The organism is Pantoea anthophila (genome assembly GCF_006494375.1).
In the GTDB taxonomy this organism is placed as follows: domain Bacteria; phylum Pseudomonadota; class Gammaproteobacteria; order Enterobacterales; family Enterobacteriaceae; genus Pantoea; species Pantoea anthophila.
This window is the reverse complement of sequence record NZ_VHIZ01000050.1, coordinates 123,392-143,821: the sequence shown is the minus strand read 5'-3', so window position 1 is coordinate 143,821 and position 20,430 is coordinate 123,392. Positions and strand designations below refer to the sequence as shown.

General features: G+C 61.1%; 19 protein-coding genes. 17 read left to right on the top strand and 2 right to left on the bottom strand.

Going from position 1 to position 20,430, the window contains the following annotated elements:
- Positions 1-5 precede the first annotated feature (5 nt).
- The 14 genes from FJW00_RS12855 to FJW00_RS22345 all read left to right on the top strand — a co-directional run bounded on the left by FJW00_RS12855 (position 6) and on the right by FJW00_RS22345 (position 11,866).
- Complete coding sequence (locus tag FJW00_RS12855) at positions 6-569, top strand: COG4648 family protein (RefSeq protein ID WP_140924358.1); 564 nt, start codon at positions 6-8, stop codon at positions 567-569.
- Positions 566-1,885 carry an AMP-binding protein gene (locus FJW00_RS12850; RefSeq protein WP_140924356.1) on the top strand — a complete coding sequence of 440 codons (1,320 nt, stop codon included), beginning with the start codon at positions 566-568 and terminating at the stop codon, positions 1,883-1,885. Before FJW00_RS12855 ends, FJW00_RS12850 begins: the two co-directional genes overlap by 4 nt.
- A complete protein-coding gene (locus tag FJW00_RS12845; RefSeq protein ID WP_140924354.1) occupies positions 1,872-2,219 on the top strand; it encodes a 3-hydroxyacyl-ACP dehydratase FabZ family protein in 348 nt (115 codons plus the stop codon). Before FJW00_RS12850 ends, FJW00_RS12845 begins: the two co-directional genes overlap by 14 nt.
- Positions 2,213-3,922 carry a glycosyltransferase family 2 protein gene (locus FJW00_RS12840; RefSeq protein ID WP_058957990.1) on the top strand — a complete coding sequence of 570 codons (1,710 nt, stop codon included), beginning with the start codon at positions 2,213-2,215 and terminating at the stop codon, positions 3,920-3,922. The genes FJW00_RS12845 and FJW00_RS12840 overlap by 7 nt, the downstream gene beginning before the upstream one ends.
- A complete protein-coding gene (locus tag FJW00_RS12835) occupies positions 3,915-4,328 on the top strand; it encodes an acyl-CoA thioesterase (protein ID WP_009090934.1) in 414 nt (137 codons plus the stop codon). Before FJW00_RS12840 ends, FJW00_RS12835 begins: the two co-directional genes overlap by 8 nt.
- Entirely contained in the window at positions 4,322-4,930 is a 609-nt protein-coding gene (locus FJW00_RS12830) for a LolA family protein (RefSeq protein ID WP_058957989.1), read from the top strand. Before FJW00_RS12835 ends, FJW00_RS12830 begins: the two co-directional genes overlap by 7 nt.
- Positions 4,917-7,223, top strand: a complete 2,307-nt coding sequence (locus tag FJW00_RS12825) for an MMPL family transporter (RefSeq protein ID WP_140924351.1) — start codon at positions 4,917-4,919, stop codon at positions 7,221-7,223. The genes FJW00_RS12830 and FJW00_RS12825 overlap by 14 nt, the downstream gene beginning before the upstream one ends.
- Positions 7,220-7,792, top strand: a complete 573-nt coding sequence (locus FJW00_RS12820) for a DUF3261 domain-containing protein (RefSeq protein WP_140924349.1) — start codon at positions 7,220-7,222, stop codon at positions 7,790-7,792. The genes FJW00_RS12825 and FJW00_RS12820 overlap by 4 nt, the downstream gene beginning before the upstream one ends.
- A complete protein-coding gene (locus tag FJW00_RS12815; RefSeq protein ID WP_140924347.1) occupies positions 7,789-8,949 on the top strand; it encodes a beta-ketoacyl-[acyl-carrier-protein] synthase family protein in 1,161 nt (386 codons plus the stop codon). The genes FJW00_RS12820 and FJW00_RS12815 overlap by 4 nt, the downstream gene beginning before the upstream one ends.
- Complete coding sequence (locus FJW00_RS12810; protein ID WP_009090925.1) at positions 8,939-9,415, top strand: hotdog family protein; 477 nt, start codon at positions 8,939-8,941, stop codon at positions 9,413-9,415. The genes FJW00_RS12815 and FJW00_RS12810 overlap by 11 nt, the downstream gene beginning before the upstream one ends.
- Positions 9,412-10,143 (top strand): 3-ketoacyl-ACP reductase FabG2, encoded by a 732-nt coding sequence (locus FJW00_RS12805; protein WP_111208049.1) that lies wholly within the window; start codon positions 9,412-9,414, stop codon positions 10,141-10,143. The genes FJW00_RS12810 and FJW00_RS12805 overlap by 4 nt, the downstream gene beginning before the upstream one ends.
- Positions 10,140-11,375, top strand: coding sequence for a beta-ketoacyl-ACP synthase (locus FJW00_RS12800; RefSeq protein WP_181405379.1), 1,236 nt, complete (start codon positions 10,140-10,142; stop codon positions 11,373-11,375). The genes FJW00_RS12805 and FJW00_RS12800 overlap by 4 nt, the downstream gene beginning before the upstream one ends.
- Before the next feature lie 133 nt (positions 11,376-11,508).
- Positions 11,509-11,652: a hypothetical protein gene (locus FJW00_RS22350; RefSeq protein WP_009090920.1), complete on the top strand. Its 144-nt coding sequence runs from the start codon at positions 11,509-11,511 to the stop codon at positions 11,650-11,652.
- Positions 11,653-11,692: 40 nt separating this feature from the next.
- Positions 11,693-11,866, top strand: a complete 174-nt coding sequence (locus tag FJW00_RS22345; protein ID WP_009090919.1) for a hypothetical protein — start codon at positions 11,693-11,695, stop codon at positions 11,864-11,866.
- Here FJW00_RS22345 and FJW00_RS12795 read toward each other — a convergent pair.
- A complete protein-coding gene (locus tag FJW00_RS12795) occupies positions 11,854-13,017 on the bottom strand; it encodes a glycoside hydrolase family 1 protein (RefSeq protein ID WP_046101584.1) in 1,164 nt (387 codons plus the stop codon). The two genes, FJW00_RS22345 and FJW00_RS12795, sit on opposite strands and share 13 nt — an antisense overlap.
- Before the next feature lie 155 nt (positions 13,018-13,172).
- On the opposite strand from FJW00_RS12795, the gene FJW00_RS12790 reads away from it, so the two are divergent.
- Positions 13,173-14,633, top strand: a complete 1,461-nt coding sequence (locus tag FJW00_RS12790; RefSeq protein ID WP_140924345.1) for a phospholipase D family protein — start codon at positions 13,173-13,175, stop codon at positions 14,631-14,633.
- A 282-nt stretch (positions 14,634-14,915) separates the two neighbouring features.
- Here FJW00_RS12790 and mdoC read toward each other — a convergent pair whose 3' ends face one another.
- Positions 14,916-16,046 carry a glucans biosynthesis protein MdoC gene (mdoC, locus tag FJW00_RS12785; protein ID WP_111208047.1) on the bottom strand — a complete coding sequence of 377 codons (1,131 nt, stop codon included), beginning with the start codon at positions 16,044-16,046 and terminating at the stop codon, positions 14,916-14,918.
- A 268-nt stretch (positions 16,047-16,314) separates the two neighbouring features.
- Between mdoC and FJW00_RS12780 the strand changes: the two genes are divergently transcribed.
- Together FJW00_RS12780 and mdoH are read left to right on the top strand one after the other, a co-directional pair.
- Positions 16,315-17,850: a glucan biosynthesis protein G gene (locus tag FJW00_RS12780; protein ID WP_181161904.1), complete on the top strand. Its 1,536-nt coding sequence runs from the start codon at positions 16,315-16,317 to the stop codon at positions 17,848-17,850.
- A complete protein-coding gene (gene mdoH / locus FJW00_RS12775; protein WP_009090914.1) occupies positions 17,843-20,395 on the top strand; it encodes a glucans biosynthesis glucosyltransferase MdoH in 2,553 nt (850 codons plus the stop codon). The genes FJW00_RS12780 and mdoH overlap by 8 nt, the downstream gene beginning before the upstream one ends.
- Positions 20,396-20,430: the final 35 nt, after the last annotated feature.

Sequence of the window (20,430 nt, the reverse complement as noted above, 5' to 3'; positions counted from 1 at the left end):
CCGCCGTGCCTGCTGCCACTCTTCGCCTGCTCAATCTGCTGACGCTGCTGGCCTGGCCGTTGCTGGTCTGGCTGGCGCTCACCCAGCCGCGCTGGCAGGGACTTTTCTGGCTGCTGGCGCTGCTGTTTGGGCTGCGCTGGCTCCAGCTGCGTCGTCAGCATACGGCCATGGGGGCTGTGATGGGCTGGCTGGCCCTGCTCGGCGCGCTGCTCTGTATCAGCAGCCAGCTGCTCCGCTCGCAGCATCTGCTGCTGTGGTATCCGGTGGCGGTCAATCTGGCGATGCTGCTGCTGTTTGGCGCCTCGCTCTGGAGCGCGATGCCGCTGGTGGAACGTATCGCCCGACTGCGTGAGCCCGTGCTTCCGCCTGCTGCGGTGCGCTATACCCGCCGCGTCACCCAAATCTGGTGCCTGTTCTTTATCGGCAATGGCAGCATGGCGCTCTTAACCTGCCTGCTGGGGAATCTGCGACTCTGGACATTGTGGAACGGCGCGATCAGCTATCTGCTTATCGCCGCGCTGATGGGCGCGGAGTGGTGCGTCCGTCAGCGCGTGAGGCGCAAAGCATGAGGGTGGCCGACTGGCTGACAGGCGCCGACCGGGAAGTCGCCTGGCGGGGCGATCAGACGCTGATGCTCAGCACCATGCGCCGTCAGGTGCTGGCGCTCAGCCAGCGCTTAGCGGCAGAGGCGGGCACACACTGGGCGCTCTGTTTTGACGACAGCTACCGCTTCTGCGTGGCGCTGCTGGCGAGCTGGTATGCCGGTAAAACGCCGGTGATGCCGGGTCATGCCCGCGCCGCACTGCTCGATGAGATGCAGGATCGGCTGGATGGCGTGCTGTGCGACATGCCGCTGGCGGTCAGCCTGCCACGGCTGGCGTGGGATGAGGCCGAAGCGCAGGGCGCGCTGCCGCCGCTGCCGGAGAGGGCTGAGCTGGTGCTGTTCACATCGGGTTCAACCGGCACGCCACGTCAGGTGGTAAAGTCCCTGGCGGTGATGGAGCAGGAGAGCCGCTGGCTCTGCGCCCTGTGGGGTGAACAGCTCCGGGCGTGCCGGGTGATTGCTTCGGTCAGCCATCAGCACCTGTACGGTTTATCGTTCCGGATCTTTCTGCCGATGACGCTGGCGCGCCCGTTCGCCGCCCAGCCGCTGTTTTATGGCGAACAGCTGGCTCAGCTTCCGCGTCACTGGCGCTATGCCTTTATCAGCAGTCCCGCTTTTTTGTCGCGGCTGGACAGGTCGCTGCAGACGCCCGCCTGTGAACTGATTGTCTCCGCCGGTGGCGCGCTGCGCGCATCGGATGCTGAGCAGGTCTGGCAGCGCTTTGGCTGTCGGGTCAGTGAGATCTATGGCAGCACCGAAACCGGCACCCTGGCCTGGCGTCAGTGGGCGCGGCCCGGGGAGGCGTGGCGCTGTTTCCCCGGCGTCCGGCTGGAGGAGGTGAGGCCCGATCGCTGGCAGGTCTGGTCGCCGCTGATTGCCGCAGCGGACGGCATCCCGCTGGACGATCGCCTGCACAAACAGCCGGACGGCGGTTTTCAGCTGGCAGGCCGCCATGACCGCATTGTCAAAATCGCGGACAAGCGCATCTCTCTCAGTGAGATTGAGCGCCGTCTGCGGGATCTGCCGGAGATAGAGGATGCCGTGGCGCTGGTGGTGACCCGCCATGAACGGCAGGCGATAGGCGTCGTGCTTTCGCCCACCCGACCGCTGGATGAGGCGGCGCTGCATCAGCGCCGTCAGCAGTGGAAACAGCAGCTGCAACGCTGGCTGGAGCCGCTGGCCATGCCACGCTACTGGCGGGTTGTGGCCACCATTCCGGTCACCTCCCAGAGCAAACGCGCCTGGCCGCAAATAGAGGAACTTTTTCATGTTGCCGATTGAACGCAGCCGAACGTTACAGCCGAACAGCGTCACGCTGACGTTAGAGGTTGAGCCGGAACTGTTCTGGTTTCAGGGTCACTTCCCGACCCTGCCCATTCTGCCCGGCGTGGCACAGCTGGATTGGGTGATGCACTATGGTCTGCTGCTGCTTGCTCCCGGCAGGCAGTTTGCGGCCATCGATAACATTAAATTTCAGCAGCCGGTGCCCCCCGGCGCGCTGCTGCAGCTGCACCTTGAGTGGCACGCCGAAAAATCGCGCCTGAGTTTTCGCTACAGCCTGCTGAGTGAAGCGGGCGAGCAGAGTGCCAGCAGCGGGAAGATCGCGCTGTGTTAACGACTGCGTTCTCACCCTGCGTCGTGATCCCCTGCTACAACCACGGCGCGATGATGGCGTCGGTGCTGGCGCGGCTGGCACCCTTTAACCTGCCGATCATCGTGGTGGATGATGGCAGCGATGCGGCGACCCAGCTGCAGCTGGCGACGCTGCACGCCCCGCAGCTCAGCCTGCTGCGGCTCGACACCAATCAGGGCAAAGGGGCGGCGGTGATCCACGGCCTGCGGGCTGCTGCGGCGCGCGGTTTCACCCACGCGGTTCAGCTCGACGCGGACGGTCAGCATCAGGCGGAAGATCTGCCGTTAATGCTGGCGGAAGCGGCGCGTTATCCCGATGCGCTGATCTCCGGTCAGCCGCTCTACGATGACTCCATCCCCAAATCGCGCCTGTATGGCCGCTATATTACCCATTTCTGGGTCTGGATTGAGACGCTGTCGCTGTCGATCCGCGACAGCATGTGCGGCTTCCGCGTCTATCCGCTGGCCGCCACGCTGGCACTGTGCGACCGCCGGCCTGTCGGACAGCGCATGGATTTCGACACTGAAATCATGGTGCGGCTCTACTGGCAGGGCACCCGCAGTCGCTTTATCCCGACCCGCGTCACCTATCCGGTCAGCGGGCTGTCGCACTTCGATGCCCTCTATGACAACCTGCGCATCTCCTGGATGCACACCCGGCTCTTTTTCGGCATGCTGCCGCGCATCCCCCGCCTGCTGGCGATGCGCAGGCCGCAGACTCACTGGTCTGTGGAAACGGAACGGCGCGGGCAGTGGGGATTGCGCTTTATGCTGGCCGTCTATCGCTACGGTGGACGCCTGCCTTTTACCCTGCTGCTCTGGCCGGTGGTGGCGGTTTACTGGCTGAGTGGCCAGCGTGCGCGCAGCGCCTCCCGGCAGTGGCTGGCGCAGGTCAGCCACGCCGCGCAGCAGCGGCAGATTGCGCTGCCGGCCCGGCTTAACAGCTATCGCCATTTCCTGCGGTTTGGCGGCGCGATGCTGGATAAAGTGGCCAGCTGGCGTGGCGATCTGCGCTGGGGGCGTGATATCGATTTTGCCCCGGGTGCGGAAGCGGTGATCCGCACGCCCGCACCGCAGGGGAAGCTGATTCTGGCCTCCCACCTGGGGGATATCGAAGCCTGCCGCGCCATGGCGCAGCAGGTCAGCGGTCTGGTGATTAACGCGCTGGTCTTTACCGACAACGCCCGCCGTTTCCGCGCGGTGCTGGAGACCATTGCTCCGCAGGCCGGGGTGAATCTGATGCCGGTCAGCGACATCGGGCCGGAGACGGCGATCCTGCTGCAACAGAAACTGGATGCGGGCGAGTGGGTCGCGATCGTCGGGGATCGCACAGCGGTCAATCCGCAGCGTGGCGGCGAGCGACGGGTGATCTGGAGCGACTTTCTCGGCCGTCCCGCCCCCTTTCCGCAGGGGCCCTTTGTGCTGGCGGCCGCGCTGCGCTGTCCGGTGCTGCTGATGTTTGCCCTGCAGCAACAGGGTAAACTGCGCATTCACTGTGAGCGCTTTGCCGATCCGCTGCTGTTGCCGCGTGCGCAACGTCAGCAGGCGCTGCAGGAGGCGGTGGATCGCTATGCGGCGCGGCTGGCCCATTACGCGCTGCTGGCACCGCTCGACTGGTTTAACTTTTTCGATTTCTGGACGCTGCCTGATCCGCAGGCGCACCACAAGGAGTCTGACCATGACTGAACATCAGGCTGACGTCGTCCTGACCGTCTCGTTTCACGACTGCGATCCCATGGGGGTGGTCTGGCACGGCAACTACTTCCGCTTCTTTGAAGTCGCGCGCGAAGCCCTTCTGCGCAGCATCAACTACAGCTATGCCGAAATGGCGGCCAGCGGCTACGTCTGGCCGGTGGTCGACACCCGGGTCAAATACCGTCATCCGCTGCGCTGTGAAGAGACGATTCGCGTCAGCGCCCGGATCACGGAGTTTGAGAACCGCCTGCGCATCGACTATGAGGTGCGAAACGCCGCCGGTCAGATTACCACTAAGGCACACACCCTGCAGGTGGCGGTGGAGCAGGAGAGTCAGGCCATGTGCTTTGTTTCACCCGATATCTTACTGGAACGTTTAGGAGTGAAAGGATGCTGAAAATCATGCTAACCGGCCTGCTGCTGTGGGCCAGTGCCGCCAGCGCGGTCACGCTGGATCAGCTGCAGCAGCGTTTTGCCAGCCAGCCGGTGATCCGGGCAGACTTTACCCAGACGCGCACCATTGCCGGGATGCGTCAGCCGCTGGTGTCGCACGGGCAGATGCTGATCGCGCGTCAGCAGGGACTGTGGTGGCATCAGCAGACCCCCTTTGTGATGACGCTGCTGCTGGATGATAAGCGCATGGTGCAGAGCCTGAGCGGGCAGAAGCCGCAGGTTATCACTGCCGACAGTAACCCGCAGATGTTCCAGTTCAACCATCTGCTGCGGGCGCTGTTCCAGGCCGATCAGAAGGTGCTGAATCAGAACTTCACGGTGGCCTTCAGCGATCGCGGCAACGGTGCCTGGGCGCTGGAGCTGACCCCGAAAGCGGCGCCGCTTAACAGAATCTTTAACCGTATCTCGCTGGCGGGCAATGCGTTTCTGGACAGCATCCGGCTGGACGATAAGCAGGGTGATAAAACGCTGATTCAGCTCAGCAATACCCGTACTGAACCGCCGCAGCTGAGCGACGAGGAGCAGGCGCGTTTTGCCGGGCCGTAACGATCGACGGCTTGCCATCCTCTGGCTCGCCATTTGCCTGCTGCTGGCGGCGGCGCTCTCTTTTCTGCTGCCGCGCAGCCAGCTCAACAGCAGCGTGCTGGCACTGCTGCCGCAGCAGAATCTGGGGGCTGCGCCGCCCGCGCTGCAGCAGGCCTTTATGCAGCGGCTGGATCGCCAGCTGGTGTGGCTGGTTTCACCCGGTGAAGAGGACGATCCCGGCATCGCGGCCTGGTGGCAGGCGCAGCTGCGCGCGCTGCCTGACCTCAGGCAGGTGCAGGGCGACCTTGATGCCGGGCAGCAGGAGGCGTGGGGCCGGTTTGCCTGGCAACACCGTAATGGCCTGATCGACGAGGCGACGCGCAGCCGCTTGCAGAACGGCGGCGGGGCGCAGGCGGAGTGGCTGCTGGCGCAGCTCTTCTCGGCATTTTCGGGTGTCAGCAGCAAAGAGCTGCAGGGCGATCCGCTGATGCTGGTGCGGGGGGCGCAGCTGGCGCTGGCGCAGAATGCCGGACGTCTGACGCTGCACAACGGCTGGCTGACGGTGCGCGATGCGCAGGGACGGCAGTGGTATTTCCTGCACGCTGAACTGGCGAATAACGCTTTCAGTATGCAGCAAAGTCATGCGCTGGTGACACGGCTCAGCGCGCTGGAGCAGCAGCTGAAAGCCCGCTGGCCGCAGGCGAAACTGCTGACGCGCGGCACGGTACAGTTCAGCGACAACGCCAGCCAGCGGGCGCAGCATGATGTCAGAACGCTGGGCAGCGTGACGCTGGGGGGCGTCATCCTGCTGGTGCTGCTGGTCTTCCGCTCACTGCGACCACTGCTGCTCGCGGTGACCTCCGTAGCGGTGGGAGCCATGACCGGCACGGTGGTGACGCTGCTCTGCTTCGGGGAACTGCATCTGATGACGCTGGTGATGAGCCTGAGCATTGTCGGCATCTCTGCCGACTACACCCTCTATTATCTCACCGAGCGGATGGTTCACGGCGATCAGCAGACGCCGTGGGAGAGTCTGCGTAAAGTGCGCGGCACGCTGCTGCTGGCGCTGGGCACCACGGCGATCGCCTGGCTGCTGATGCTGCTGGCTCCGTTTCCCGGACTGCGTCAGCTGGCGGTGTTTGCCGCCAGCGGCTTAACGGCCTCGTGCCTGACGGTGATTCTGATCTATCCATGGCTGGTGCGCGGTCTGCCGGTGCGTCCGGTGCCGCTGATGGTGCCGCTGGCTCGCTGGCTCGCCGCCTGGCGACGGCAGCGCGGGCTGCGCGTCGGTTTACCGCTGGCGCTGGCGATGTTCGCCGCCACCGGTATCGCCCGGCTGAATGTGGATGATGATATCGCCCATCTGCAGAGTGCGCCGGCCTCGCTGCTGGCACAGGATCGCCAGCTGGCTGCCCTGACGGGGCAGCGAGCCGATCAGACCTGGTTTGTGGTCTGGGGCGATGACGCGCAGCAGACTCTGCAGCGGCTGGAAAAACTGGCACCGGATCTTTACAGGGCAGAGCAGCAGGGCTGGCTGCAGGGCTATCGTCTGCTGCCGCTGCGATCGCTGGCGCAGCAGCAGCAGGATCGCCAGCTGTTGCAACAGGCCGTGCCCACCGTGACGAGCCGCCTGCAGCAGGCGGGAATTGCCCTGGCTGCGCCCGATCTCTCCCCGATGCCGGTGACGCCCGCGGCGTGGCTGGCCAGTCCGCTGAGTGAGGGGTGGCGACTGCTGTGGCTGACGCTGCCGGATGGCCGCAGCGGCGTACTGATCCCCACCAGCGGCGTCAGAAACAGCGCCGCCCTAGCGGCGCTCGCGGCGCAGCATACTGGCGTCAGCTGGATTGACCGCAAGGCGGGTTACGACAGGCTGTTCAGTTTCTGGCGCACCCTGCTGACCGGCCTGCTGGCGCTGGCGCTGCTGTTCATCATGCTGACGTTTGTGCTGCGTCTGGGCCTGCGCGCGGGCTTACGCAGCGCGCTGCCGTCGGCGCTGTCGCTGGCGGTGGCGCTGGCCACGCTGGGCTGGATCGGCGCGTCACTGAATCTCTTTGCGCTGCTGGCGCTGATTCTGGTGCTGGGCATCGGCATTAACTACACGCTCTTTTTCAGCAATCCGCAGGGGACGCCCCTGACGTCGTTGCTGGCGGTGTCGCTGGCGATGATCACGACGTTACTGACGCTGGGCATGCTGGTCTTCAGCAGCACCAGCGCGATTGCCAGTTTTGGCACTGTTTTATGCAGCGGCATTTTCAGCGCTTTCCTGCTGTCGCCGCTGGCGATGCGACCCACCCGATCAAGGAGTAAACGATGATCCGCGCCGCCTCTCTTCTGCTGACGGCGCTGCTGCTCAGCGCCTGCGCCGGACCGGCACCTGACAGCAGCCGTCCCACCGCCTGGCTGAAACCGGGCGTAAAGGTTACGCTGCCGCCGCCGGGTATTCATCCCGCTTTTCAGCAGCAGCAATTACTGACCGGACAGGTCAAAGGTCAGAGTCAGTCGCTGCTGGTGCTGCTCAGCGCCGATGAGCAGCAGATCGATCTGGCCGGACTCTCCTCGGTCGGCATTCGCCTGTTCAGCCTGCGCTATGATGCCGGTGGCATTCACACCCAGCAGCTGATGCCGCTGCCGCAGATGCCGCCAGCCAGCCAGGTGCTGGCTGACATCATGCTCAGCTACTGGCCGCGGGAAGTGTGGCTGAAACAGCTGCCGTCCGGCTGGCGGCTGGAGGACCGGGGGCTAAAGCGCCAGCTGTTCGATGCCGATAACCAGCTGGTGACTGAAATTGATTACCTGCAACGCGGCTCTCTGCGCCAGCCGATCAGCATCCGCCAGCATGCGTTTGGCTATCAGATCCGCATTCAACATCTGGACGCTTCATGATTTACCTCTCCGCCTTCGGCATGCTGAATGCGCTGGGCAACAACAACCGGGAAATTGCCACCCATCTGCAACAGGGCATCGCGCCCGGCATGCAGCGCTGTGACGGCTGGCTGAGCGGTGAGCGCAGCTGCTGGCTTGGCAAAGTTGTGGGCGAGCTGCCGCCGGTTCCGGCTGCCTTACGCGCGCACAACACCCGCAATAATCAGCTGCTGCTGGCGGCGCTGGCGCAGATCCGCCCGGCACTCGACGCGGCCGTGGCGCGCTATGGGGCTGACCGGGTCGCGATCGTGCTCGGCACCAGTACCTCGGGTGTGGATGAGGGCGATCGCCAGATTGGTGCGCCTCAGCCTGACTATCACTATCAGATGCAGGAGCTGGGCGATCCTTCCCGATTTCTGGCGCACTACCTGCAACTGAATGGCCCGGCCTATACCATTTCGACCGCCTGCTCCTCCAGCGCCCGCGCCGTGATCAGCGGTGAGCGACTCATCGCAGCCGGTCTGGTGGATGTGGCGCTGGTGGGCGGGGCGGACTCGCTGAGCCGGATGCCGATTAACGGATTCGACAGCCTGGCCTCGCTCTCTGAACGTCGCTGCGCGCCTTTCAGCCGCGATCGTGACGGCATCTCTATCGGTGAAGGGGCGGCGCTGATGCTGCTGACGCGTGAACCGCAGCCGCTGGCGCTGCTGGGCGCAGGCGAATCGTCTGACGCCTGGCACATGTCCGCGCCGCATCCGCAGGGCGAAGGCGCTGAACGGGCGATGCGTATGGCGCTGCATCAGGCGGCGCTGTCGCCGCAGCAGGTCGGCTACATCAATCTGCATGGCACGGCGACGCCGCTCAACGACCAGATGGAAGCCGGTGTCATCGCGCGTCTGTTTGGTAACCGTGTGCCGTGCAGCTCGACCAAGCACCTGACCGGCCATACGCTCGGCGCGGCAGGTATCTGCGAAGCGGCGCTCAGCGCCCTGATCCTGCAGGAGAATCTGCCCCTGCCTGCCCAGGATTTCCGGGCGGCGGCACAGGATGAGACGCTGCCGGATTGTGGCCTGCTGTTACAGCCGCAGGCGCTGGAGCGGCCGATCATCGCCTCAAATTCATTCGCCTTTGGCGGCAATAACACCTGTCTGATACTAGGACGCCCCGATGACATTTAATTCTCCCGCCGCGCACTGGCTGCCTCACGCCGCACCCATGCTGCTGCTCGATCAGCTGATTAGCGTTGACGATGATCAGGTTCACTGTCAGGTCTCGACCTGCACCGGTGGCGTCCTGACGCCCTTTCTGACGCCGCAGGGCGAACTGCCCGCCTGGTTTGGCGTTGAGATGATGGCGCAGACCGTGGGCGTCTGGTCAGGCTGGCATGCAAAGCAGGGCGGTGCCACCCTGATCCCCCCCGGTATGCTGCTCGGCGGACGCGGCTGGCGGGCGCATCAGCCCCATTTTCCCGCCCGCGCCACGCTGGATATCAGAATGACGCTGCTGATGCGCGACGACCGCATGGGCAGTTTTGAGGGCGACATTCGCCACGGCTCGCAGCTGCTGGCCAGCGGTCGTCTGAATACTTATCAACCCAATGAAGCAGAGTTACAGCAATTAATGTCACAAGGAAATCAACCATGACAGATTCGGTATTGGTGACGGGTGCCAGTAAAGGCATCGGCCGCGCAATTGCGCTGCGTCTCGCCCAGGATGGCTTTCAGGTTATCGTCCATTTCAACCGCGATCGGGCTGGCGCTGAGCAGTGCCTTGAGGCGATCGTCGCCGCAGGCGGCAGCGGTCGCGTTCTGGGATTTGATGTGGCCGATCGCGCCGCCACCCGCGCCGCGCTGGAAGCTGACATTGAGCAGCATGGTGCCTACTACGGTGTGGTCAGCAACGCGGGCATCACCCGAGATGCCGCTTTCCCGGCGCTGACGGATGAGGAGTGGGACAGCGTGATCCACACTAACCTCGACAGTTTTTATAACGTGATCCAGCCCTGCGTGATGCCGATGATCGCGCTGCGACGCGGGGGGCGTATCATCACGCTCTCCTCGGTGTCGGGGATGATGGGCAACCGCGGTCAGGTCAACTACAGCGCGGCGAAAGCGGGCATTATCGGTGCCACCAAAGCGCTGGCGATTGAACTGGCTAAGCGTAAAATCACCGTTAACTGCATTGCACCGGGTCTGATCGACACCGGGATGGAGGGGCTGGCCCCGCAGGTCATCGATGAGGCGATGAAGATCGTGCCGATGAAGCGCATGGGGGCGGCTGAAGAGGTCGCCGGGCTGGCGAGCTATCTGATGTCCGATATCGCGGGCTACGTGACGCGTCAGGTCATTTCGATCAATGGAGGCATGCTGTGATCCATCGTGTCGTCGTGACGGGCATGGGCGGCGTCACCGCCTTCGGGGAGTCCTGGGCTGAAGTCTCGGCGCGGATCCGGGCGGGGCGTAATGCCGTGCGCTTTATGCCGGAGTGGCAGGTCTATGACGGGCTGCATACGCTGCTGGGTGCACCGATTGATGACTTTGCGCTGCCGGCGCATTACACCCGCAAGCGCATCCGCGCGATGGGTCGCGTGTCGCTGCTGGCCACGCGCGCTACCGAGCTGGCGCTGACCCAGGCGGGCCTGATTGACCATCCGGTGCTGACCAGCGGCGAAACCGGTATCGCCTACGGCTCGTCGACCGGCAGCACCGGGCCGGTCAGCGAGTTCGCCACCATGCTGACGGAAAAGCACACCAACAATATTACCGGCACCACCTATGTTCAGATGATGCCACACACCACCGCCGTCAATGCCGGACTCTTTTTCGGCCTGCGCGGCCGGGTGATCCCGACGTCCAGCGCCTGCACCTCCGGCAGCCAGGCGATTGGCTACGCCTGGGAGGCGATTCGTCACGGCTATCAGACGGTGATGGTTGCTGGCGGGGCAGAGGAGCTCTGCCCGTCAGAAGCAGCGGTGTTCGACACCCTGTTTGCCACCAGTCAGCGCAACGATGCGCCCCACACCACGCCGGCACCTTTTGACCAGCAGCGTGATGGCCTGGTGATTGGTGAAGGCGCCGGAACGCTCATTCTGGAGTCGCTGGAACATGCGCAGGCGCGTGGCGCAACCATTTACGCGGAACTTACCGGCTTTCATACCAACTGCGACGCGGCGCACATCACCCAGCCGCAGCGGGAAACCATGCAGATCTGTATCGAGCGGGCGTTGCAAAGCGCCGGGATTACCGCCGCTGAAATCGGGTATGTGAATGCGCACGGAACCGCCACTGAGCGGGGCGACATGGCCGAAAGTCTCGCCACGGCGGCGGTCTATGGCGACACGACACCCGTCTCATCGCTGAAATCCTATTTCGGCCATACGCTGGGGGCCTGTGGCGCGCTGGAAGCCTGGATGAGCATTGAGATGATGCGGGAAGGGTGGTTTGCGCCGACGCTGAACCTGACGCAGCCTGCCGCTGACGCCGGGCAGCTGGATTACATCATGGGCGCGCCTCGTGAGATTGATACCGACTACATTCAGAGCAACAACTTTGCCTTTGGGGGCATCAACACCTCACTGATCTTCAGACGCTGGCGCGGCGCCTGATCACCGGCCCGTGCCGTCCTGGCACGGGCGGGTTTATTTCCCGGACGAAAGAAACAGACGTCACTCCGCCTTTCATCTACACTGTCACGCACCGCATCACTCCCGGCGGCCCATGCTTTTTCACAGGATAGTTATGTCGTTACCTTTGCCGCCCGATGATCACGATGAGCCGATTCGCCACTCCATGGACGATGCGCACTTTGCGATAGTGGTGCTTGCGGTGACCTCGGTAACGCTTATAATCTTCGTCCTGATGATTACGCTCTGGATGAGCTGACAGAGACCGCTGCGTCAGCGCAGGGAATAAGGAGAGGGCAATGGAATCCAGAGATGACAAATTGATCGCCATTATCGGTCTGCTGGCGGCCTGCCTGATCGGCGTTACCTTCCTGTTTACCATGGTCTGGCTGACCGATGTCCGGCATCCTGCCGATCCTTCACTCGACGTTCAGTCCTGCCACCCCAAAAAGCCACCCGCTCAGCATGTCTGATCGCGTGCCGTGAACCTGATCTGCTGGCTGCGCAGTATCAGCGCCAGGGCTTCATGCAGATTACGGTTGCCATTGGGGTCCGCTAATCCCAGCAGCGGGCCAGGCGAACGGCGGTCATCCGCCCACGCGGGATACTCCACCACGGGATAGAGCGAAATGCCTTCTACGGCAATCCCCTGATCCAGCGCCACCGCCACGTTCTCACTGACCTCCTGCAGCCAGGGGGCACGGGCCTCGCCCTCCGCGCCGGTTTCGGCAATCAGCATCGGGCGCTGGAAGCGCTGCCAGCACTGCGCCAGCAGAATGTGCAGCGGCACCCGCTCCGGCTCCTCCAGCGACATCGGCTGATCGGGGAAAAACCAGTGGTTATCGGGATAGTAGTTGAGGCCGAGAATATCCAGGCAATCTTCGCTGCCGCCCAGCTCTTTATCCACGCGACCGGCCAGCATATCCCAGGCTTCGAACTGCGCCTGATGCTGGGCATCGGCGTAGGGTTTGCTGTCCGGATTAGTGGGATGATGGGCGATCTGCACCAGCGGGTCGGTCAGCACAAACCGCGCCCCCGGATAGACCTCCCGGATGGCATGGATCGCCGCCAGAGACGCTCGCACCAGCTGGCGCTTCAGCTCTTTGCCGCGCCCTGCGGCATGCGGATTGAACCAGGCCACCTCCGCCCCGGCCCATGACCAGAATGAGATTTGATTAACCGGCGTAAAGAAGGGATTTTCAATGCCTTCATCGCGCATTAGCTGCGCCATTGCGCGGGCGAAACGGCTAAAATGGTCAACAAATTCCGCTTTCCAGATATTAAGATGATCCGGATAGCCAAAGTGAGCCAGCTCCCAGATGATCTCTACCTGCTGACGCCGCGCTGCCTCAACCATCGGCAGAAAGCTCTGCCAGTCATAGTGACCCGGCACCTTCTCAATCAGGTGCCAGCGTGCGCCGTCGCGGGCGGTCAGCAGATGCTGCTCAGCCAGGGCCGCATAATCCTTTTCCAGTAGCATGTCATGCCCACTGCTGATGACCATATCGAGCCGTTTTCCGGGCGTGCGGCAGGCCGTGGAGCAGGGGAAGCTGCCCTGGAAAAAACTGCGAAACAGACGGGGATGGTGGCGCTGGCTGGCATCAAAAAGGGGGTGATGAGACATATTCCTCTCCTGCCGGAGCATTGCCGGTCACAGATCGTCCGGTTAAGTCTAGACTAAAAAACGCCCGCGACTTTTTGCTAAGTCGGAACAGAGGTATAGCCTCAGCGGTGGGACCGGGGAATAATAAAAATAACTGCCATATACAGGGAATTGTCATGACCGAAGCGTTTGAACTCGCCCACTCACCGGAGCCTGCCAGCTGGCTGGAAACAAAGCTGGCCCCTCAGTGTCAGCGCCATCCGGGGCTGAGCGGCATCCATCCTCTCAGCGACGGGCTGGATGCGTTCGCTGCACGCTATCTGCTGATGCAAAAGGCGGCGCGGTCACTCGATATTCAGTACTACATCTGGCAAAACGATCTCTCTGGCCGCCTGCTGTTCAGCGCCATGCTGGAGGCGGCGCGCCGCGGCGTAAAGGTACGACTGCTGCTGGATGATAACAATACGCCAGGCCTGGATGACACCCTTGCTCAGCTCAACCGCCACCCCAATATTGAGGTGCGGCTCTTCAATCCTTTCTCTTTTCGCACCCTGCGCGCACTGGGCTATCTCACTGACTTCGCCCGTCTGAACCGGCGGATGCATAACAAAAGCTTCACCGTGGATGGTGTCACCACCATTGTGGGCGGGCGCAACATTGGCGATGAATATTTTGGCACCGGTAATGAGCCGCTGTTTGCCGATCTCGACGTCATGGCGATTGGGCCGGTGGTCAGCGAGGTGGCCGGGGATTTTGAACGCTACTGGCACAGTAAGCCGGTCGCGCCGCTGCAGCAGGTGCTGGATGATGATGAACCGGACGAGGATAGCGTGAGCCTGCCCTCCGAATGGCGTCACAGTGAGCCGGTGCAGCGCTATCTTCAGCGGCTGGAAAACGCGTCGCTGCTGCAGGAGATGGCGCAGGGCACGCTGGATCTGACCTGGGCAAAAGCACGTCTGCTGAGTGATGACCCGCGCAAGGGGCTGGGTAAAGCGCGCGCGAAAAGCCTGCTGCCGCAGCGTATGCTGGAGGTGATTGGCACGCCACAAGAACAGTTCGATATTATCTCAGCTTACTTTGTGCCGACCCGCGCGGGCGTCGCTCAGCTGCTGGCGCTGAAACGCAAAGGGGTGAAGATCGCCATTCTGACCAATTCGCTGGCGGCCAATGACGTGTCGATTGTTCATGCCGGTTACGCCCGGTGGCGCAAAAAGCTGCTGCGTCACGGCATTGCGCTTTATGAGCTGAAACCGCAGGCGGCCATGCAGGATGCGCCGCACGACCGGGGGTTAACCGGTAACTCGGGCTCCAGCCTGCACGCAAAAACGTTCTCGGTGGATCAAAAGACGTTGTTTATCGGCTCCTTTAACTTCGATCCGCGCTCAGCGGTGCTGAATACTGAAATGGGGCTGGTGATTGAGAGTGCGGCACTGGCCGGAGAAACGCACCAGCGCTTCAGTCAGTCGATGCGTGATCGGGCCTGGACACTGCGGCTGGATAAGTGGGGGCGGGTGAACTGGCTGGAGTATCCGGACGAGCCGCAGCAGATTGTGCATAAGCACGAACCGGACTGCTCCTGGTGGCAACGACTGCAGGTGCGGCTGGTGTGGCGACTGCCGATTGAGTGGCTGCTGTAAGCCTGCGCCTGCGTGCGCACCTGTACAGGCACATGCGCAGGCTCATCCCGGAGGCGTTGCTTCATGGCGACCATTACTTCAGGGCGGGACTCTTACAGGCGACTGCCCGACGTAAAGCGATGGGAGGCTGTACCTGTAGCAAAGCATAGCGGGCCAGGGATGGCCCGCGCTGAGCCTGCCAGGGATGGCGGTTTTGCGTCTTTGCGTAAGGTACAGCCTCCCTGAGCCTGCTCACCAGGCGCCCGACGATGAAAGCCGGTGCGCCCTGCCTCACATGCTTCGTCAGACCTCTTTACGCTCAAACTTTCCCGAAAACAGGAACCGCAGCAGTGGAATGCGCAGGTGGATCTCATACAGCAGAAACGCGATGCCAAACACCATCAGTAAGCCGACAAAGAACCCCAGCGTGTTGTTTTCAATCCGTGGCGTGACATAAATGCCATACAGCAGCGTCAGCGGATGGTGCACCAGATAGATAAACAGCGACGCATTAACCAGATACATAATGCGCGGCGAATGCGCATTCAGCAGCTTATGACCAAAGCAGAAGCAGACATTCAGCATGCAGAGACCCATCAGTGTGGTAATCAGCGCATCCAGCTCATACAGCCAGCCATCGCCACTGCTCAGACGCTGATTGGTGCAGTAGGCGATAAACAGCAGCAGCGCGCCAATCCACATCACCGGATTAAACCGCACAAACAGCGCTTTCAGCGGCGGATGTTTCCACGCCAGTGCGCCCAGCATAAAGAAGGGCAGGTAGAAGAGCGTCTGCATCACGATGATATTGAACAGACCATCCATCAGCCAGGCGGGCTGGAAGATAAACACCAGACGGCGGAACACACACCAGAGCAGGGCCCAGGCCAGTACACCCACCGTCAGCGTACCCCAGCCGACCCGCGTGTAGTCGATTGCGCGGTGCTGGTCGCGCAGCCAGCGAAACGTCACCATACCCAGCGTAGTCAGCATCACCAGCACCACCAGAAACCACAGGTGTGAAATCAGCTCCCACATCAGGTTATTGAACTTCTGATAGGGGGTGAAGCGGGGCCAGTCGGCCAGCTTATCTGTCCAGGCTTTCAGCATGAAAAATTGTGGCAGCGTAATCAGCGGCACCGCAGTGAGCATGGGGATCCCGACGCGCTCCAGACGCACCTTCAGGAAACGCCGCGGCTGATAGCGCAAATAGAGCATGTAGGAGAAATAACCCGAGATAACAAAGAACACCTGCATGCGAAATGCATGAATAAAATCATTCAGCAGCGTCAGCCATAACGAGGCTTCCTGGCTGTTCACTGCCCATTTCTGCGCGGAGTAGATGAGGGAAACGTGAAACGGTACCCCCAGCAACATCAGATAGGCGCGGATAGAGTCGAGGAAATATTCACGTTCAGGTTTTACAGTACTCATAAAGTTCCAGTTCGTTAGTACGGTTAGCCAGTTTCACCCTGAAACCGGATTATGTCCGGGTAAAATTCTACCTGCCATAAACCGGGTATACTATCAGTGGAATCCGTAGTGTCTAATTGTCCTAAAAGTAGCGTTAAGCCTGACGAAATGCGGGAACAATGTTGCGCATAAGCTGTCGGAAAACCGAATAATCCTTTAAGATAAACGGGTTTGATTTAAGCACACGAAAGGGGGGGATGTGCTGACTAAAGAAAAAAATAAAGCCGGACTGATGAAGGTACGCTGGATTGGTACTGCGGTTCTGCTGGCGTTATATGCCAATAACAGTTGGGCGTTTAACATTGATGATGTTGCCACACAAGCCAAAGCGTTGGCAGGGAAAAGCTTCGAAGCGCCTAAAAGCAATTTACCCTCTCAATTTCGTGAAATGAAATTTGCTGACTATCAGCAGATCCAGTTTAACCACGATAAAGCGTACTGGGGCAAACTGCGCACGCCGTTCAAGCTGGAGTTCTATCACCAGGGGATGTATTTCGATACCCCGGTGCAGATCAACGAAGTGACCGCCAGCGCGGTGCGTGAGATCAAATACAGCCCCGATTATTTCAATTTCGGTAACGTAAAACATGACGCTGACGCCGTTAAAAACCTCGGTTTTGCCGGTTTCAAAGTGCTTTACCCGCTTAATAACAAGGGTAAAAACGATGAGATCGCCAGCTTCCTGGGCGCCAGCTATTTCCGTGTAATCGGTGCCGGTCAGGTCTATGGCCTGTCGGCGCGTGGACTCGCCATCGATACGGCATTGCCGTCCGGTGAAGAGTTCCCGCGTTTTAAAGAGTTCTGGATTGAGCGTCCAAAACCTCAGGACAAACAGCTGGTGATCTATGCGCTGCTCGATTCGCCTCGTGCGACGGGTGCGTATCGCTTCGTACTGCGTCCGGGTGAAGCCTCTACCGTGGATGTGCAGTCCAAAGTTTACCTGCGTGACAACGTCGGCAAACTGGGTATTGCTCCGCTGACCAGTATGTTCCTGTTTGGCCAGAACCAGCCATCGACAGTGAATAACTTCCGTCCGGCGCTGCATGACTCTGACGGCCTCTCTATCCACAATGGCAACGGAGAGTGGATCTGGCGTCCGCTGAACAACCCGCGCCATCTGGCGGTGAGCACCTACACCATCGAGAATCCGAAAGGCTTTGGTCTGCTGCAGCGCGGGCGTGACTTCAGCAACTATCAGGATCTGGATGACCGCTATGACCTGCGCCCAAGCGGCTGGGTGGAGCCATTAGGCGACTGGGGTAAAGGCCGGGTTGAACTGGTTGAGATCCCGACGGCCGATGAAACCAATGATAACATCGTTGCGTTCTGGACGCCGGAGACGCTGCCAGAGCCTGGCAAAGAGATGAACTTCAAATATCGCCTGCACTTCTCGCGCGACGAGAAGCAGCTGCACTCGGATGACATTGCCTGGGTCAAAAACACCCTGCGCTCAGCGGGTGACGTGAAGCAGTCGAACCTGGTGCGTCAGCCGGATGGCACCGTGGCTTTCACCATCGACTTCGTGGGTAAAGACATGAGTAAGATGGCGGAAAACAGTCAGGTGACCCCGCAGGTCAGCGTCGGTAAAAACGCTGAAGTGGTTGAGCAGAGCGTACGTTATAACCCGGTCACTAAAGGCTGGCGTCTGGTGTTGCGTCTGCGTGTGAAAGATGCCAAGCAGTCCACCGAAATGCGTGCGGCGCTGGTTAGCGGCGACAAGACATTGACGGAAACCTGGAGCTATCAGTTACCTGCCAATGAATAAATCGACTTTTACACCTCAACGTTATGTGGAATCTCTGCCGCTGGATGCGGCAGGGAAGTCTCGCCTGAGCGTCTCATTGCAGAATGCCAGTGCGTTCCACTTCATTCATGATGTGCTGGGCAGGGATGTCGCAGCCAGTGACCGTCCCGACGATGCGCCATTAAAATCGGTCTCATCGCGGGTGGAAATGGCCTGGCCCGATGCACTGGCGGGCGGTCAGCAGCTAGGTAAAGATTACCTCGACCGCACCACGCTGAAGGCGATGCCCAAAGTCAAACGTTCACTGATGTTCCCGGAAGCGTGGCGCACCAACCCGGTTGCCCGCGCCTGGGACTCTCTGCGTGGACGCAAATCTGTGCCGCGCTACGCCAGTGCGGAAGAGCAGCGAGCCGAAGAGAAGTGGCGTCATGTCGGTTCGATTCGTCGCTACATTCTGCTGATCCTGACGATTTTCCAGACCGTGGTCGCCACCTGGTACATGAAGAGCATTCTGCCCTATCAGGGCTGGACGCTGCTGGACCCGATGGAGATGATCAACCAGAACTGGCAGCAGTCAGTGATGCAGATCCTGCCGTATGTGCTTCAGACCGGCATCCTGTTCCTGTTTGCCATTCTGTTTTGCTGGGTGTCAGCCGGTTTCTGGACCGCCCTGATGGGCTTCCTGCAGCTGCTGATCGGGCGCGATAAATACAGCATCTCCTACTCCACGGTCGGGGATGAGCCGCTGAATCCGGCGCATCGCACCGCGCTGATTATGCCGATCTGTAATGAAGACGTAGAGCGTGTTTACGCCGGTCTGCGTGCGACCTGGGAGTCTGTGGTTCGCACCGGTAACGCAGAGCACTTTGACGTCTACATCCTCAGTGACAGCTACGATGCGGATATCGCCGTTGCCGAACAGAAAGCCTGGATGGAACTGGTCCGTGACGTCGGCGGGGCAGGCAAGATCTTCTATCGCCGTCGCCGTCGTCGTGTGAAGCGTAAAAGCGGCAACATCGATGACTTCTGTCGTCGCTGGGGCAGCAACTACAGCTACATGGTCGTGCTGGATGCCGATAGCGTCATGAGTGGCGAGTGCCTGACCGGCCTGGTGCGTATGATGGAGGCTAACCCGAACGCCGGGATCATCCAGTCGTCGCCGAAAGCCTCAGGAATGGATACGCTCTATGCGCGCTGTCAGCAGTTCGCGACCCGCGTCTATGGTCCGCTGTTTACCGCCGGTCTGCACTTCTGGCAGCTGGGCGAGTCGCACTACTGGGGTCACAACGCCATTATCCGCGTGAAACCCTTCATCGAGCACTGTGCGCTGGCGCCATTACCGGGCGAAGGGTCGTTTGCGGGCTCGATCATGTCGCATGACTTCGTCGAGGCGGCACTGATGCGTCGTGCCGGCTGGGGCGTCTGGATCGCCTATGACCTGCCAGGTTCTTATGAAGAACTGCCGCCGAACCTGCTGGATGAGCTGAAGCGTGACCGCCGCTGGTGCCATGGTAACCTGATGAACTTCCGTCTGTTCCTGGTAAAAGGGATGCACCCGGTTCACCGTGCGGTGTTCCTGACCGGCGTGATGTCCTACCTGTCAGCTCCGTTATGGTTCCTGTTCCTGGCGCTTTCCACGGCCCTGCAGGTCGTGCATACGCTTATGGAGCCGACCTACTTCCTGCAGCCGCGACAGCTCTTCCCGGTCTGGCCGCAGTGGCGTCCGGAGCTGGCGATAGCGCTGTTCTCGACCACGATGGTGCTTCTGTTCCTGCCGAAGCTGCTGAGCGTGGTGCTGATCTGGTTTAAAGGGGCGAAGCCTTACGGTGGCGCACTACGCGTGCTGTTGTCACTGGTGCTGGAAACGCTGTTTTCGGTGCTGCTGGCCCCGGTGCGCATGCTGTTCCACACCGTGTTTGTGGTCAGCGCCTTCCTTGGCTGGGAAGTCGTCTGGAACTCCCCGCAGCGTGATGACGATGCGACGCCATGGGGCGAGGCGTTTAAACGTCACGGTTCACAGATGGCTCTGGGTCTGGTGTGGGCGATTGGTATGGGACTGCTGGATCTCAACTTCCTGTGGTGGCTGGCACCGATCGTCTTCTCCCTGATCCTGTCACCGTTTGTGTCGGTGATGTCGAGCCGTGCAACGCTGGGCCTGAAGAGCAAGCGCGCGAAGCTGTTCCTGATCCCGGAAGAGTCTTCACCGCCGCAGGAGCTGGTGGACACCGACCGCTATCTGCAGCTCAACCGCGAGCGTGTACTGGAGAACGGCTTTATGCACGCGCTGTTCCATCCGGCGTTTAACGCGCTGGCGACAGCGCTGGCGACTTCACGTCACCGGCAGAGTCAGCTACTCGACTACGCCCGCGACCGTCGTGTCGATCAGGCGCTGAGCGATGCACCGGAAAAACTCAGCCGCGACCAGCGTCTGCAGCTGATCAGCGATCCGGTGGTGCTGGCCCGCGTCCATACCCGACTGTGGGAAAATGCGGAGAAGTATCACCAGTGGGTAGAGAGTTATCAGAAACTGACGCTCAACCCTAACGCGCTGGCAAAAAACGCGTAATCTGAAAAAGCGGCAGCGATGCCGCTTTTTTTATG